This is a genomic window from Aeromonas sp. 25-248, assembly GCF_053005425.1.
Genome location: NZ_JBRKTB010000018.1, coordinates 58,345 through 72,788, shown reverse-complemented (window position 1 = coordinate 72,788; position 14,444 = coordinate 58,345). Strand labels below are relative to the sequence as shown.

Genomic DNA, 14,444 nt, shown 5'->3' with positions numbered 1-14,444 from the left:
CTGATATGGCTCAGTCGGTAGAGCGCATCCTTGGTAAGGATGAGGTCCCCAGTTCGATTCTGGGTATCAGCACCATTAAATAAAAAAGCCTCCCAATCGGGAGGTTTTTTTGTGTCTGCCTTTCGGCCATCCATCGCAAATTGCAGTCCTGCAATGTCGCACCTTCTTGTTGCTGACATATCTTCCCTTTCTATCCCGTATGCTTTCCGGGCGGCACTTCTCTATTAAAGGGATCCGGGCTAAGTTGTGGATTGGCAAAGACAACCACGCTTTCGAAGGGGAAGAACATGCTGATTAGGAATGTGCGTCTGGCGGGCAGGGAAGGGATGTGGCAAATCCTCTGTCAGGGAGGCGTGATCCGGGCCATCGAGCCCATGAGCACTCAACTGCTCTCTGCTCGCGAGCTTGATGGTGAGCAAGGCCTTGTCATCCCCCCCTTTATCGAACCGCACATTCACCTCGATACCACCCAGACGGCTGGCGAGCCGAGTTGGAACCTCTCCGGTACCCTGTTCGAGGGGATCGAGCGTTGGGCCGAGCGCAAGGCGCTGCTGACCCATGAGGATGTGAAACAGCGAGCCATCCAGACACTGAAATGGCAGATTGCCAACGGCATCCAGTTCGTCCGGACCCACGTGGATGTTTCCGACCCCAATCTGGTCGCCTTGAAGGCGATGCTGGAGGTGCGGGAGGAGATGAAGGAGTGGGTGGAGCTGCAGATAGTAGCCTTCCCACAGGAGGGAATCCTCTCCTACCCCAACGGCAAGGCATTGCTGGAAGAGGCTCTCAAGCTGGGGGCCGACGTGATCGGTGCCATCCCCCATTTCGAGTTTACCCGGGAGTACGGGGTCGAAAGTCTGCACTACGTCTTCGATCTTGCGGAGAAATATCAGGTTCTGGTGGATGTGCATTGCGACGAAATCGATGACGAACAGTCCCGTTTTATCGAGACACTGGCAACCCTGGCCTACGAGCGCGGTATTGGCCATCGGGTGACCGCCAGCCACACCACCGCCATGCACTCCTACAACGGAGCCTATGCCTCGCGGCTGTTCAGGCTGCTCAGGATGGCGGACATCAACTTCGTCGCCAATCCGCTGGTGAACATTCACCTGCAGGGGCGCTTCGATACCTATCCCAAGCGTCGTGGCATCACCCGGGTGAAGGAGATGCTGGAGGCGAACATCAACGTCTGCTTCGGCCACGACGACGTGTTCGATCCCTGGTATCCCATGGGCACGGCCAACATGTTGCAGGTGCTGCACATGGGGCTGCATGTCTGCCAGATCATGGGCTACGAACAGATCAACGACAGTCTCAAGCTGATCAGCTGTCACAGTGCCCGCACCCTGAACGTTCAGGATCGCTACGGCATCGAGGTGGGCAAGCCCGCCAACCTGCTGATCCTTCCTGCAGAAAATGGTTTCGATGCGGTGCGCCGCCAGGTGCCGGTATGTTATTCCATCCGTCATGGCAGAGTCATCGCCGATACTCGCCCGGCCGAGACGACCCTCCATCTTGTGAATGCAGAATCGGTAGACTTTCGCCGCTAGGGTCTAGCCGGGTCGATTAATTGCCCGGCTGTCCCCTGCTGCCGACATTTTGCATAATGCCAACCTGACAATCTTGGAGACTGCTTGATGCAAACCTGGTTATTTGTCGCTGTCGGGGGCGCCTTCGGTGCCTGCCTGCGCTTTGGCATCGCCGAGCTGATGGCATGGCTGTTGGGGCGCCACTTTCCCTATGGCACCCTGGTGGTCAACGTGGTGGGTTCCTTCATCATGGGGATTGCCTATGCCCTGATCAGCCATGGTCACGTGGTGGAGCACCCGATGAAGCCATTGCTGATGGTGGGTATCCTCGGCGCCTTGACCACCTTCTCCTCCTTTGCCCTCGATACGGTCGTGCTGGCCCAGCAAGGGGCCTATCTGAAGGCGCTGCTCAATATCGGTCTCAATCTGTTCCTCTGTCTGGCCATGGTCGTGCTGGGGATGCAGTTGGTCGCAAGCCGGGTTTGAGGTGTCCGCACGCCATCGGCTCTGGTAAACTGGCGGCCATTCTTTGCTCTATGGGTATTTGAGGGATGTCGGAACAGACTACTACTACGCATTTTGGCTATAAAACCGTGGCAGCGACCGAGAAGGAAACCCTGGTCGCCGGTGTCTTTCATTCGGTAGCGGCCAAGTATGATCTGATGAACGATCTGATGTCGTTCGGCATCCATCGCCTCTGGAAGCGCTTTACCATCGACTGCTCCGGTGTCCGCAAAGGACAGAAGGTGCTGGATCTGGCTGGCGGCACAGGGGATCTGACCGCCAAGTTCTCCCGCATCGTGGGTGAGACCGGCCAGGTGGTCCTGGCGGACATCAACGACTCCATGCTGAAAGTGGGCCGCGACAAACTGCGCAACCTGGGGGTGGCCAACAACGTCTCCTACGTGCAGGCCAACGCCGAGGCGCTCCCCTTCCCGGACAACCACTTCGATGTCATCACCATCGGCTTCGGCCTGCGCAACGTCACCGACAAGGACAAGGCGCTTGCCTCCATGTTCCGGGTGCTCAAGCCGGGTGGCCGCCTGCTGGTGCTGGAGTTCTCCAAGCCGGTGAGCGAAGTGATCGCGAAACTTTATGATCTCTACTCCTTCAAATTGCTGCCAAAAATGGGCGAAATCGTCGCGAACGACAGCGAAAGTTACAAATACCTGGCGGAATCGATCCGCATGCACCCGGATCAGCAGACCCTGGCAGGCATGATGGAGAATGTCGGTTTCGAACAGGTGGAGTTTTACAACCTGACCCAGGGCGTGGTCGCCCTGCACCGCGGTTACAAGTTTTAAGGTCGCCTATGCCGATGGATGCCATGGTCACCGCGGTGATCGAAACCAGCCTCAACCAGTTGCTTGCCCTGGACAAACAGAGCCCGGAGCGGCTGCGCAAGCTGACGGGCAAGGTACTCAAACTGGAGCTGCGCGAGCTCAAGCCGCTCTGGTTTGTCTTCTCGGAGCGCCGTCTGGATGTGCTGGCCAGGTTTGAAGGGGAGGCGGATGCGGTGCTGAGCCTCTCCCTGACCGCCCTCGGCCTGCTCAAGGAGCCTTCCGCCCTGACCCGCTACATCCGCGAGGAGAAACTGGACCTGAGCGGTGACCCCCAGCTGGTGCAGGCATTCAGCGCCCTGCTTGGCGAGCTCGATATCGACTGGGAAGAGGAGCTGTCCCGCTACACCGGCGATGTGGTGGCCCACACCCTGTGCAGTGGTGCCCGTCAGGCTCGCCGTTTTGTGGGGCGAGAGTTGTGCCTTTCCCAGCGTCAAGTGGCCGAGTATTTGACCGAGGAGGCGAGGCTTGCCCCGGGTCCGCTGGAAGTGGCGAGCTTCAATGACGATGTCGAAGAGCTGGCCCAACAGATGAAGGCGATCGAGTTGCGGCTTGCCCGCCTCGAACAGCAGGTGAGCTGATGACCCCGAAGGAGTTCAAACGCCTCTATCGCATCGTCAGCATCCTGCTGGAACAGGGCATCGACGAGCTGGTGCCCGCCCGTTATCAGCCCTGGCCTGGCCGTCTGGCCCGTCGCAGTCTGTTCTGGCTCAAGAACAAGCAACAAGGCATGAGCCGTGGCGCCCGTATTCGCCTCGCCTTCGAGGCCCTGGGTCCCATCTTCATCAAGTTCGGTCAGATGCTCTCGACCCGCCGAGACCTGCTGCCCCCTGACATTGCCGAAGAGCTGGCCCTGCTGCAGGACAGGGTGCCACCCTTCTGTGGTCAGGCCGCCCGTCGCCAGATAGAAGAGAGCCTGGGTTGCCCCGTCGAGACTCTGTTCGATGACTTCGACGAGACGCCGCTGGCATCCGCCTCCATCGCCCAGGTGCACACCGCCCGGTTGAAGGAGAACGGCCGCGAGATCGTCATCAAGGTGATCCGTCCCGATATCGAGTCGGTCATCGAGGCCGACCTGCGCCTGATGCAGGCCCTGGCTCGTCTGGTGGCCCGTTTCGTGCCCCAGAGCGGACGACTGCGCCCCGTCGAGGTGGTGGAGGAGTATCGCAAGACCATACTCGACGAGCTCAACCTGATGCGCGAAGCGGCCAACGCCATCCAGCTGCGCCGCAACTTCACCGGTTCCGAGGCACTCTATGTACCCGAGGTGTTCACGGACCATTGCCGTGAGCAGGTGCTGGTGATGGAGCGTATCTACGGCATTCCGGTCTCCGACATTGCCGCGCTGGAAGCCAACGGCACCAACATGAAGCTGCTGGCCGAGCGCGGAGTGGAAGTGTTCTTCACCCAGGTGTTCCGCGACAGCTTCTTCCACGCCGACATGCACCCGGGCAACATCTTCGTCTCTTTCGAACACCCGGAGAATCCGCTCTGGATCGGCATCGACTGCGGCATCGTCGGCACCCTCAACCGGGAAGACAAGCGCTACCTGGCGGAGAATTTCCTCGCCTTCTTCAACCGCGACTACCGCCGGGTAGCCGAGCTGCACGTGGAGTCCGGCTGGGTGCCGCCCGATACCAAGGTGGACGAGTTCGAGTTCGCCATCCGCACCGTGCTGGAGCCCATCTTCGAGAAACCGCTCTCCGAGATTTCCTTCGGCCACGTGCTGCTCAATCTGTTCAACACCGCGCGCCGCTTCAACATGCAGGTGCAGCCGCAGCTGGTGTTGCTGCAAAAGACCCTGCTCTATGTGGAGGGGCTGGGGCGCCAGCTCTACCCGCAGCTCGATTTGTGGCAGACCGCCAAGCCCTACCTGGAGAACTGGATGCACGAGCAGGTCGGCCCCAAGGCGGTGTGGAATGCCATCAAGGAGAAGGCGCCGTTCTGGGCGGAGAAACTGCCGGAGCTGCCGGAGCTGGTCTATGAGACCCTGCGTCAGGCCCGCCATCAGCAGCACCACTTCGACCAGATGTTTGCCGATTTCCGTCGCCACAGTCGCCGTCAGGGGCAAGCCCGCTACCTCTTAGGGGTTGGAGCCAGCCTGCTGCTTGCGGGTGTATTCTTGCTGACCCAGAAACAATACATTGAGTGGGGACAAATCAGCCTCGCCGGCGCCGGGTTATGCTGGCTGCTGGGTTGGTTGCGAACCCGTTCCCATTAAATAACCTGCGCCATCGGGCGCCTATCCGGAGAGAAAGTCATGGGTGGTATCAGTATTTGGCAGTTGTTGATCATCGCAGTCATCGTCGTGCTGTTGTTTGGCACCAAGAAATTGCGCGGTATCGGTGGCGATCTGGGCGCGGCGGTCAAGGGGTTCAAGAAGGCGCTCTCTGATGAGCCGGCCGACACCAAACCCGAGCAGAAAGATGCCGAGTTCCCGACCAAGCAGTTGAACGAGACGGCCAGCAACGCCGAAGCCGCCAAGCAGAAAGACAAAGATCAGGCCTAAGCCATGTTCGACATCGGTTTTTGGGAACTGGTCGTCATCGGCGTCGTCGCCCTGGTGGTGCTGGGCCCCGAGCGGTTGCCGGTCGCGATCCGCACCGCCAGCCACTGGATAAGGCTGATCCGCAGCACCGCCAACTCGGTCAAGGCCGAGCTGGAACAGGAGCTCAAGTTGCAGGATCTGCACAACGATCTGAAGAAGGCCGAACGGTTGCAGATGAACAACCTGAGCCCCGAGCTGCAGGAGTCCATCGAGCAGTTGAAAGCGGCCGCCCAGTCGGTGAATCGTCCCTATCAGGGGGAGAACGAGATCCGCCCGCCTCGGGAGCTCGCCCAGGCTGAGCCAGCCACTCCGGTGGCGGCCTCGGTGCCCGCGACCCCAGAGGTGCCACCGGTCAACAGCCAGCGAGAGGGCGAGCCTGTGCCTGCCAGCGAGTCCGCAGCCACAGGGGAGGTGAAGCCATGAGTCAGGCAGAACAACCCCTCATCAGCCATCTGGTGGAGCTGAGAACCCGTCTGCTGCGTTCCATCACCGCCATCCTGCTGGTGTTCATCGCGCTGATCTACTTCTCCAACAACATCTACGACTTCGTGGCCCAGCCGCTGCTCAGCCAGTTGCCGGCAGGCACCAGCATGATAGCGACGGATGTGGCGACGCCCTTCATCACGCCCATCAAGCTGACCCTGGTGGTCTCCTTCTTCGTGGCGATCCCTTATCTGCTCTACCAAGCCTGGGCCTTCATCGCCCCCGGTCTGTACCAGCATGAACGGCGTCTCATCATGCCGCTGGTCGCCTCCAGTGCCGTGTTGTTCTACGCCGGCATGGCGTTTGCCTACTACGTGGTGTTCCCCCTGGTGTTCGGTTTCTTCACCAGTACCGCCCCCGCCGGGGTGACGGTGGCGACCGACATCGCCAGCTACCTGGACTTCGTGCTGACCCTGTTCTTCGCGTTCGGGGTGGCGTTCGAGATCCCGGTGGCCACCATACTGCTCTGCTGGACCGGGGTGACCACCCCCAGGAGCCTGAAGGAGAAGCGCCCTTACGTCATCGTCGGGGTCTTCGTGGTCGGTATGTTGCTGACGCCGCCCGATGTCTTCTCCCAGACCCTGCTCGCGATCCCCATGTGGGGCCTGTGGGAGATAGGTCTGTTCTTCGCCCGCTTCTACGTGAAGAAAGAGGACGAGGAGCAGCAACAAACGGAAGAGGGGAGCTGAGGCTCCCTTCCTCTTTTCATGCATCCGTTCGAGGCGTATGGTAAGGCCCCATCGAGTAGATGGTTTTCAAATGCCTGATATGCACCTCGTTTGTCCGGAACCCCTGACTCCATGATCGACATCGGTTTGAACCTGACCAGCAGCCAGTTCGCCGGCGAACAGGCCGACCTGGTGGAACGCGCGCGCGCCGCCGGGGTGGAAGCCTTGATCCTGACCGGCACCGATCTGGCCGGCAGCCGCGAGAGCGCCGCATTGGCCGCCCGCTGGCCCGGTTACTGCTTCTCCACCGCCGGGGTACATCCCCATGATGCCAAAAGCGTCGATGAGGCGACCCTGCCCGCCTTGCGCGAACTGGCGGCCCTGCCCCAGGTGGTGGCCATCGGCGAGTGCGGTCTCGACTACAACCGGGACTTCTCCCCCCGTCCGGTGCAGGACGCGGTGTTTGACGCCCAGCTGGCGCTCGCCGCCGATCTCGGGATGCCGGTGTTTCTCCACTGCCGCGATGCCCATGACAAATTCGTCGAGATCCTGCGCCCCTGGTTGCCCCGCCTGCCGGGGGCCGTGCTGCACTGCTTCACCGGCTCCGACGCCGAGCTGGACGAGTGCCTGGCGCTGGGGCTGCATATCGGGGTGACCGGCTGGCTCTGTGACGAGCGCCGTGGCCAGCTGCTGCGCGAGCAAGTGGCCCGCATTCCGGCGGGTCGCCTGATGATAGAGACAGACGCCCCCTACCTGGTGCCGCGGGATCTGAAACCCAGACCCAAACGCAACGAACCCGCTTTTTTGCCGCACATCGCCCAGGTGGTGGCGGCCTGCCGTGGTGAAGCGCCCGAGGCCTTGCTGGCCCATACCCGGGCCACCTCCGCCGCATTCTTCCAACTTCCGCTTTTGGAGTGATTCATGGCCACAACTCTTCCGGGGGCCTTCCCGGGCCGTCGCCTGCGCCGGGTGCGCAAACATGACTTCAGCCGCCGCCTGGTGCGCGAGAACGTACTGACCGTCGACGATCTCATCTATCCCGTGTTCGTGCTGGAGGGAGAGGGTCAGCGAGAGGCCGTTGCCTCCATGCCGGGGGTGGACAGGCTCTCCATCGATCTGCTGCTCGAAGAGGCCGCCGAACTGGTGGCCCTGGGTGTGCCGGCGGTGGCCCTGTTCCCGGTGACGCCGCTGGAGAGAAAGAGTCTGATGGCGGAAGAGGCCTACAACCCGGATGCCCTGGCCCAGCGGGCGACCCGTGCCCTCAAGGCTCGCTTCCCGGAGCTCGGGGTCATCACCGATGTGGCGCTCGACCCCTTCACCACCCATGGCCAGGACGGCATCATCGATGACGAAGGCTATGTGCAGAACGACATCACCACCGAGATCCTGGTGAAGCAGGCGCTCTCCCATGCCGCCGCCGGGGCCGACATGGTGGCCCCGTCCGACATGATGGACGGCCGCATCGGTGCCATCCGCGCCGCGCTGGAGGAGAATGGCTTCGTCAACGTGCAGATCATGGCCTACTCCGCCAAGTACGCCTCCCACTACTACGGCCCGTTCCGCGATGCGGTGGGCTCCGCCGCCAACCTCGGCAAGAGCAACAAGGCCACCTACCAGATGGATCCGGCCAACGGCAACGAAGCCCTGCACGAAGTGGCCCTCGACATCGCCGAAGGGGCGGACAGCGTCATGGTCAAGCCGGGCATGCCCTACCTGGACATCATCCGCCGGGTGAAGGATCAGTTCGGCGTGCCGACCTTCGCCTATCAGGTGAGCGGCGAGTACGCCATGCACATGGCGGCGATCCAGAATGGCTGGCTCAAGGAGAAGGAGTGCGTGATGGAATCCCTGCTCTGCTTCAAGCGGGCCGGGGCCGATGGCATCCTCACCTACTTCGCCAAGCGGGTCGCCCAGTGGTTGAAAGAGGACGCCCGACGCTGAGGCGGGGAGTGTCCATGCCCTCACAATGCCGGCCCTCGGGCCGGCATTGTCGTCTCTGGTAGATGAAATGCTGGTTTTATGAACAAAATGCCTGAAAAAGTGGGCAACATGCCCGTCTCTTGGCGGCAAAGGCTTGATAAATGGGGTTTCTGCCTACATCTTAGATGGTCCAAGCAGGCTTCTGGACGGCAGGGGCTGCAGAGCATTTAGAGGTACCGCAGATGACTAACCCTTTGCTGACAATGGACTCGCTGCCTCCCTTCAGCCAGATCCAGCCCGATCAGGTGCAACCTGCCGTGACGCAGGCCATCGCCGATTGCAAACAGAAGATTGAGGATGTGCTGGCCCAGAAGGAGCCTCACACCTGGGACAGCCTGATCGCCCCGCTGGAAGAGGTCAACGACCGCCTCTCCCGGATCTGGTCCCCCATCAGCCACCTCAACGCCGTGCAGAACAGCGAGGCGCTGCGGGCGGCTCACGATGCCTGCCTGCCGCTGCTTTCCGAATTCCAGACCTATGTCGGTCAGCATGAAGGGCTCTATCAAGCCTATCTGGCCCTCTCCGAGAGCGATGACTTCCCCCGGCTAGATGATGCCCAGCGCAAGGAGATCCTGAACACCCTGCGCGATTTTCGCCTCTCCGGCATCGGTCTGCCTGCCGAGGCGCAGCAGCGTTACGGCGAGATCCAGGCCCGCCTCTCGGAGCTCGCCTCCCGTTTCAGCAACAACGTGCTGGACGCGACCCAGGGCTGGCACAAGCTGGTGACCGACGAGGCAGAGCTGGCTGGTCTGCCCGCGAGCGCCCAGGCTGCCGCGCGCCAGATGGCCGAACTCAAGGGCAAGGAGGGGTGGCTGTTCACCCTGGACATCCCCTCCTACCTGCCGGTGATGATGTATGCCGACAGCCGCGCCCTGCGTGCCGAGCTGTATGAGGCCTTCACCACCCGCGCCTCCGACCAGGGCCCCAACGCCGGCAAGTGGGACAACTCCGCCATCATGACCGAGTTGCTCACCCTGCGCCGGGAGCTGGCCCGACTGCTGGGCTTTGCCAACTATGCCGAGCTCTCCCTCGCGACCAAGATGGCGGACAAGCCGGAGCAGGTGGTGGACTTCCTCACCGACCTGGCTGCCAAGTCCCTGCCCCAAGGCAAGGCGGAGCTGGAGGAGATCCGCGCCTTTGCCGCCGAGCAGCACGGTCAGGACGAACTGGCGGCCTGGGATCTTGCCTATTACGCAGAAAAGCTCAAACAGCACAAGTTTTCGGTCTCTGATGAGCAGTTGCGTCCCTACTTCCCCGCCGGTCGGGTCGTGAAGGGGCTGTTCGAGGTGGTCAAGCGGGTGTTCGGCATGAAGGTGCGCGAGCGTCTCGGCATCGACACCTGGCACCCGGACGTGCGCTTCTACGACATCTTTGACGCCGATGACGAGCTGCGCGGCAGCTTCTACCTGGATCTCTACGCCCGCGAGCACAAGCAGGGCGGCGCCTGGATGGATGTCTGCCTGGGTCGCCGCTACCGTCAGGACGGCTCCCTGCAAAAGCCGGTGGCCTACCTGACCTGCAACTTCAACGGCCCGGTGGACGGCAAACCGGCCCTGTTCACCCACAACGAAGTGGTCACCCTGTTCCACGAGTTCGGCCACGGCATTCACCACATGCTGACCCGCATCGATGTGGCTGGCGTGGCCGGCATCAACGGCGTAGCCTGGGATGCGGTGGAGCTGCCGAGCCAGTTCCTCGAGAACTGGTGCTGGGAATCCGAGGCGCTGGCCTTCATCTCCGGCCATTACGAGACCGGGGAGCCGCTGCCCGCCGATCTGCTGGAGAAGATGCTGACCGCCCGCAACTTCCAGGCGGCGATGCAGATGCTGCGCCAGCTGGAGTTCGCCCTGTTCGACTTCCGTCTGCACCAGACCTTTGACCCGGCCAGAGCGGATCAGATCCCTGCGCTGCTGGCTGAGGTGCGCAGCCAGGTCGCCGTGATGACGCCTCCGGCGTTCAACCGCTTCCAGCACAGCTTCTCCCACATCTTCGCGGGCGGCTACGCGGCGGGCTACTACAGCTACAAGTGGGCCGAGGTACTTTCTGCCGACGCCTTCTCCCGCTTCGAGGAGGAGGGGATCTTCAACCCGGCCACGGGCCACTCCTTCCTGAAGAACATTCTGGAAAAGGGCGGCTCCAGGGAGCCGATGGAGCTGTTCCGTGCCTTCCGTGGCCGGGAGCCCCAGGTGGATGCGCTGCTGCGTCACAGTGGTATCGCCGCGTGAGGTCCCGCCGCCACAGTGAGCCTCGATTGGATGAGCTGCCGCGCCACTGCGGGAGCTTCAAGCAGGTACACATTTGCGGCATAGTGGGATCGAAACGTGATTTTTGATAGAAAAAGGGACCTTTTGGTCCCTTTTTCCAAGCCTTTTTAATATCTTGCGGAGTGCATGTTTGCACTGTCCCCGCCTCTTCAGTAGAGTCGGGTTCTACCTTCCAGGGAGAGAAAGAACCTTGCCATGAGGCGAGCACTCGAGTCTGTCTATCAAATCATCTCCAGCCTGTCTCATTCGAGTGGTCAGGGATATTTTGATGCCTTTGTGAGTGAAATCGCCAACGCGGTGGGGGCTGACTTCGTCCTGGTGTCCGGCAAGGATCAGGCGGGTCTGTTCTTTACCGTGCATGCCGCCTATCCCGCCTCCCTCGACATCAACGCCTACAGCTTCCCCCTCGCCGACACTCCGGGGGAGATCGCCATGCAACAGGGTGAAGCCTGGTTCAGCGATCGCACCCGTCAGCTGTTCCCCCACGCCGCCGTGCTGGAGCGCTGCGAGGTGAGAGCCTATGCCGGCGTCGCGCTCAAGAACGCCGAGGGAGAGACCATCGGCCTGTGCAGCGTCATGTTCAAGCGGGCCATGCCGAGAATGGAGAAGATAGTGGGCCTGCTGCGTCTGCTGGCCCCGCTCGCCGGTCGTGAACTGGCGCTGATGTATCAGCAGCGCCAGAGCCAGGAGCAGCCGGCGCAACCGGAACATCACCACTTCCTGGACACCATGATGTCCCATGCGCCCGTGGGCATCGGCAAGGTGGATCTGGGCGGCAAGATCCTCTGGGCGAACCCGGCCATCGAGAAGATGCTCGGCTACAGCCAGGAGGAGCTGCAACAGCTCACCGTCGCCGAAATCAACCATCCGGACGACTGGCAGACCAGTATTGCGCTCTACGACGCCCTCAAGCGGGGAGAGCGTCCCGCGTTTACCCAGGAGAAGCGTTATCTCCATCGGGATGGGACCGTCCTGTGGGGACGGGTGACGGTGACCCTGATCCGCAACGAGCAGATGCACCCCGACTATCTCATGGTGGTGCTGGAGAACATCGATCCCATCAGGCGCCATGCGGAGCAGCTCAAGCTCTCCCACCGGGTCTATGACAACCTCTCCGAAGCCATTCTGGTGTGCGATGCCGACAGTCGCATCATCTCGGTCAATCCGGCCTTCGAGAAGATCACCGGTTACAGCGAGGAGGAGGCGTGTGGCCAGCGGCCCAGCATGCTCAAGTCTGGACTGCACGATCAGACTTTCTATGCGGACATGTACCACGCCCTGGAGCGGGTGGGGATCTGGCGTGGGGAGGTGTGGAACAAGCGCAAGAACGGCAAGCTCTATCCCCAGCAGCTGATGATCAGCGCCGTGCGGGAAGGGGGCAAGATCAGTCAGTACATCGCCATCTTCAGCGATCTTTCCCAGACCAAGCTGGCGGAGCAGAAGATCGCCGCCCAGGCCAACTACGACAACCTCACCGGCCTGCCCAACCGCTGGCTGTTCGGTCGCTGTCTGGCCCGCTTCTGCGAGCGGGGGGAGCGCTTCGCCCTCATGGTGCTCGACCTCAACAACTTCAAGGCGGTCAACAACAGCATGGATCACCATGTGGGCGACGCCCTGCTGCGGGAGGTATCGGATCGGCTGGTGAGCCGGGTGCGCACCGAGGACCTGGTGGCCCGCATCGGCGGCGACGAGTTTGCCTTCCTGGTGCCCGGCATCGTCAACCGCCGTCAGGCCGAGGTGTTTGCCAAGCAGGTGATCGGCGGCTTTGCCCGCCCCTTCATGCTGGCCAACCAGCACCTCTATGTGACCGCCACCCTGGGGATCACCCTCTGTCCCAATGACGGCGGCGACAGCGACGAGCTCTTGCGCAATGCCGAGCAGGCCCTGTTCGTCGCCAAGCGCCAGGGACGCCCCCTCGGCACCTACAACGCCTCCATGCGGGAAGAGGTGAGTCAGCGCCACCAGATGCAGCACGATCTGGCGGAGGCCATCAAGCTGGGCCAGCTGACCATGGCCTACCAGCCCATCTGGGACAACCGCAGCGGCCGGGTCGCCAAGCTGGAGGCCCTGGTGCGCTGGTATCACCCCCACTGGGGTCAGGTCTCACCGGCGGATTTCATCCCGCTGGCGGAAGAGGCGGGGCTCATCCAGGGGCTGGGTGCCCTGGTGCTGTGGCAGTCTTGCCGGGATCTGGCCAGATTGCAGCAGTCCGGCTTCCCGGATCTGCAGATGTCCATCAACCGCTCCACCCTGGAATTCCAGACCATAGACCCGGAGGCCAACGAGTGGCTCAGGGTGATCCGCCACTTCGAGCTGGATCCGGCGGACATCATCATCGAGATCACCGAGTCCCTGCTGATGGAGACCAGCGATCAGCACAGGGTGCGGATCGATGCCCTGCGCGAGGCGGGCTGCAAGCTGGCCATCGACGACTTCGGCACCGGCTACTCGGCACTGAACTACCTGCGTACCTTCCCGGTGGATCTGGTGAAGATCGATCGCTCCTTCGTGCGCCATATTCCCTTCAACGAGCAGGACCGCCTGCTGCTCGACGGCATCATCAACATCGTGCACAACCTCGGCATGCAGGTGGTGATCGAAGGGGTGGAGACCCGGGAGCAGCTCAATTTCCTCTGCCAGAAGGGGTGCGCCTTCACCCAGGGGTATCTGCTCAGCCGCCCGCTGCCCTTCGACGATCTGACCGAGTACCTGAGTCTCAACCGTCAGGGAATGAACCTGGCGAATCTGACCACGGTGAGCTGACCCCCTGCTTCTGCTATCATGCCGGCTTCTGCGCCGTGATGAGTCCATGTTATGCCCCATATTCAGGTTTTCAGTGAAGTGCCCGCCCGCGATGGCGAGCTCGACGCCCTGCGCCAGCGCCTTGCCGACGTGGCGTTTCCCGCTCCCTTCGCCCTGGTGCTGACCGCATCGCGGTTGGAGCTGCGCAAGCTGGACGAACCCAAGCTGGGGGCCGTCTATGTGGATTTCGTGGAAGGGGCGGTGGCCCATAGGCGCAAGTTCGGTGGCGGGCGCGGCCAGTCCATCGCAAAGGCGGTGGGATTGAAGTCGGGAGCCATGCCGACCGTGGTGGATGCCACCGCCGGGCTCGGGCGCGATGCCTTCGTGCTCGCCTCCCTCGGCTGCAAGGTGACCCTGATCGAACGCAGCCCCGTGGTGGCGGCCCTGCTCCAGGACGGTCTGACCCGGGCGGGGCAGGATCCCGAGATAGGCCCCTGGGTGCGCGAGCGGATGCAACTGCTGCAAGGCCCGGCGGTGGAGACCCTGCTGGCGCTGACCGAGCGGCCGGAGGTCATCTACCTGGACCCCATGTTCCCCCACAAGCAGAAGTCGGCGCTGGTGAAAAAAGAGATGCGGGTGTTCCAGTCCCTGGTGGGGGCGGATCTCGACGCGGATGCTCTGCTGCCAGCGGCGCTCAGGATGGCTGACAAGCGGGTGGTGGTGAAGCGGCCCGGCTATGCGGGCTGGCTCAACGAGCACAAGCCCAGCATGGCCATCGAGACCAAGAGCAACCGCTTCGACGTCTATGTGATGGCGGCGCTGGCGAGTTGAGTGGCGACTGGCAGGGAGTCTGGCAGGGAGTTTGAGCGTCAAACGAAGAGGGCCAA

At 62.1% G+C, this 14,444-nt stretch carries 13 protein-coding genes; all 13 read left to right on the top strand.

Going from position 1 to position 14,444, the window contains the following annotated elements:
- Positions 1-287 precede the first annotated feature (287 nt).
- Entirely contained in the window at positions 288-1,553 is a 1,266-nt protein-coding gene (locus ACVDHI_RS18995; RefSeq protein ID WP_324063340.1) for a cytosine deaminase, read from the top strand.
- An 87-nt stretch (positions 1,554-1,640) separates the two neighbouring features.
- Positions 1,641-2,018, top strand: coding sequence for a fluoride efflux transporter CrcB (crcB, locus tag ACVDHI_RS18990; protein WP_039041077.1), 378 nt, complete (start codon positions 1,641-1,643; stop codon positions 2,016-2,018).
- A 65-nt stretch (positions 2,019-2,083) separates the two neighbouring features.
- Entirely contained in the window at positions 2,084-2,836 is a 753-nt protein-coding gene (gene ubiE, locus ACVDHI_RS18985) for a bifunctional demethylmenaquinone methyltransferase/2-methoxy-6-polyprenyl-1,4-benzoquinol methylase UbiE (protein WP_039041078.1), read from the top strand.
- An 8-nt stretch (positions 2,837-2,844) separates the two neighbouring features.
- Complete coding sequence (locus ACVDHI_RS18980; protein ID WP_324063338.1) at positions 2,845-3,453, top strand: ubiquinone biosynthesis accessory factor UbiJ; 609 nt, start codon at positions 2,845-2,847, stop codon at positions 3,451-3,453.
- Complete coding sequence (ubiB, locus tag ACVDHI_RS18975) at positions 3,453-5,093, top strand: ubiquinone biosynthesis regulatory protein kinase UbiB (RefSeq protein ID WP_324063336.1); 1,641 nt, start codon at positions 3,453-3,455, stop codon at positions 5,091-5,093. Before ACVDHI_RS18980 ends, ubiB begins: the two co-directional genes overlap by 1 nt.
- A gap of 39 nt (positions 5,094-5,132) precedes the next feature.
- Positions 5,133-5,381: a Sec-independent protein translocase subunit TatA gene (gene tatA / locus ACVDHI_RS18970; protein ID WP_010672358.1), complete on the top strand. Its 249-nt coding sequence runs from the start codon at positions 5,133-5,135 to the stop codon at positions 5,379-5,381.
- A 3-nt stretch (positions 5,382-5,384) separates the two neighbouring features.
- Entirely contained in the window at positions 5,385-5,843 is a 459-nt protein-coding gene (gene tatB / locus ACVDHI_RS18965) for a Sec-independent protein translocase protein TatB (RefSeq protein ID WP_041214159.1), read from the top strand.
- Entirely contained in the window at positions 5,840-6,592 is a 753-nt protein-coding gene (tatC, locus tag ACVDHI_RS18960; RefSeq protein ID WP_053288917.1) for a twin-arginine translocase subunit TatC, read from the top strand. The genes tatB and tatC overlap by 4 nt, the downstream gene beginning before the upstream one ends.
- A gap of 111 nt (positions 6,593-6,703) precedes the next feature.
- Positions 6,704-7,489: a TatD family hydrolase gene (locus tag ACVDHI_RS18955; protein ID WP_104455030.1), complete on the top strand. Its 786-nt coding sequence runs from the start codon at positions 6,704-6,706 to the stop codon at positions 7,487-7,489.
- 3 nt (positions 7,490-7,492) lie between these two features.
- Positions 7,493-8,512, top strand: a complete 1,020-nt coding sequence (hemB, locus tag ACVDHI_RS18950) for a porphobilinogen synthase (RefSeq protein ID WP_039041081.1) — start codon at positions 7,493-7,495, stop codon at positions 8,510-8,512.
- A 221-nt stretch (positions 8,513-8,733) separates the two neighbouring features.
- On the top strand, positions 8,734-10,776 hold the full coding sequence (prlC, locus tag ACVDHI_RS18945) for an oligopeptidase A (RefSeq protein WP_042879059.1): 2,043 nt from the start codon (positions 8,734-8,736) through the stop codon (positions 10,774-10,776).
- 234 nt (positions 10,777-11,010) lie between these two features.
- Positions 11,011-13,578 (top strand): putative bifunctional diguanylate cyclase/phosphodiesterase, encoded by a 2,568-nt coding sequence (locus ACVDHI_RS18940; protein ID WP_039041083.1) that lies wholly within the window; start codon positions 11,011-11,013, stop codon positions 13,576-13,578.
- Between the two features lie 51 nt (positions 13,579-13,629).
- Positions 13,630-14,388, top strand: a complete 759-nt coding sequence (locus ACVDHI_RS18935; protein WP_447212408.1) for a class I SAM-dependent methyltransferase — start codon at positions 13,630-13,632, stop codon at positions 14,386-14,388.
- Positions 14,389-14,444 lie beyond the last annotated feature (56 nt).

Coding starts and splice junctions, on each gene's coding strand:
- hemB (WP_039041081.1), top strand. CDS start 7,493: ATGGCCACAACTCTTCCGGGGGCCTTCCCGGGCCGTCGCCTGCGCCGG.
- ubiB (WP_324063336.1), top strand. CDS start 3,453: ATGACCCCGAAGGAGTTCAAACGCCTCTATCGCATCGTCAGCATCCTG.
- tatB (WP_041214159.1), top strand. CDS start 5,385: ATGTTCGACATCGGTTTTTGGGAACTGGTCGTCATCGGCGTCGTCGCC.
- tatC (WP_053288917.1), top strand. CDS start 5,840: ATGAGTCAGGCAGAACAACCCCTCATCAGCCATCTGGTGGAGCTGAGA.
- ACVDHI_RS18940 (WP_039041083.1), top strand. CDS start 11,011: ATGAGGCGAGCACTCGAGTCTGTCTATCAAATCATCTCCAGCCTGTCT.
- crcB (WP_039041077.1), top strand. CDS start 1,641: ATGCAAACCTGGTTATTTGTCGCTGTCGGGGGCGCCTTCGGTGCCTGC.
- tatA (WP_010672358.1), top strand. CDS start 5,133: ATGGGTGGTATCAGTATTTGGCAGTTGTTGATCATCGCAGTCATCGTC.
- ubiE (WP_039041078.1), top strand. CDS start 2,084: ATGTCGGAACAGACTACTACTACGCATTTTGGCTATAAAACCGTGGCA.
- ACVDHI_RS18980 (WP_324063338.1), top strand. CDS start 2,845: ATGCCGATGGATGCCATGGTCACCGCGGTGATCGAAACCAGCCTCAAC.
- ACVDHI_RS18995 (WP_324063340.1), top strand. CDS start 288: ATGCTGATTAGGAATGTGCGTCTGGCGGGCAGGGAAGGGATGTGGCAA.
- ACVDHI_RS18955 (WP_104455030.1), top strand. CDS start 6,704: ATGATCGACATCGGTTTGAACCTGACCAGCAGCCAGTTCGCCGGCGAA.
- prlC (WP_042879059.1), top strand. CDS start 8,734: ATGACTAACCCTTTGCTGACAATGGACTCGCTGCCTCCCTTCAGCCAG.
- ACVDHI_RS18935 (WP_447212408.1), top strand. CDS start 13,630: ATGCCCCATATTCAGGTTTTCAGTGAAGTGCCCGCCCGCGATGGCGAG.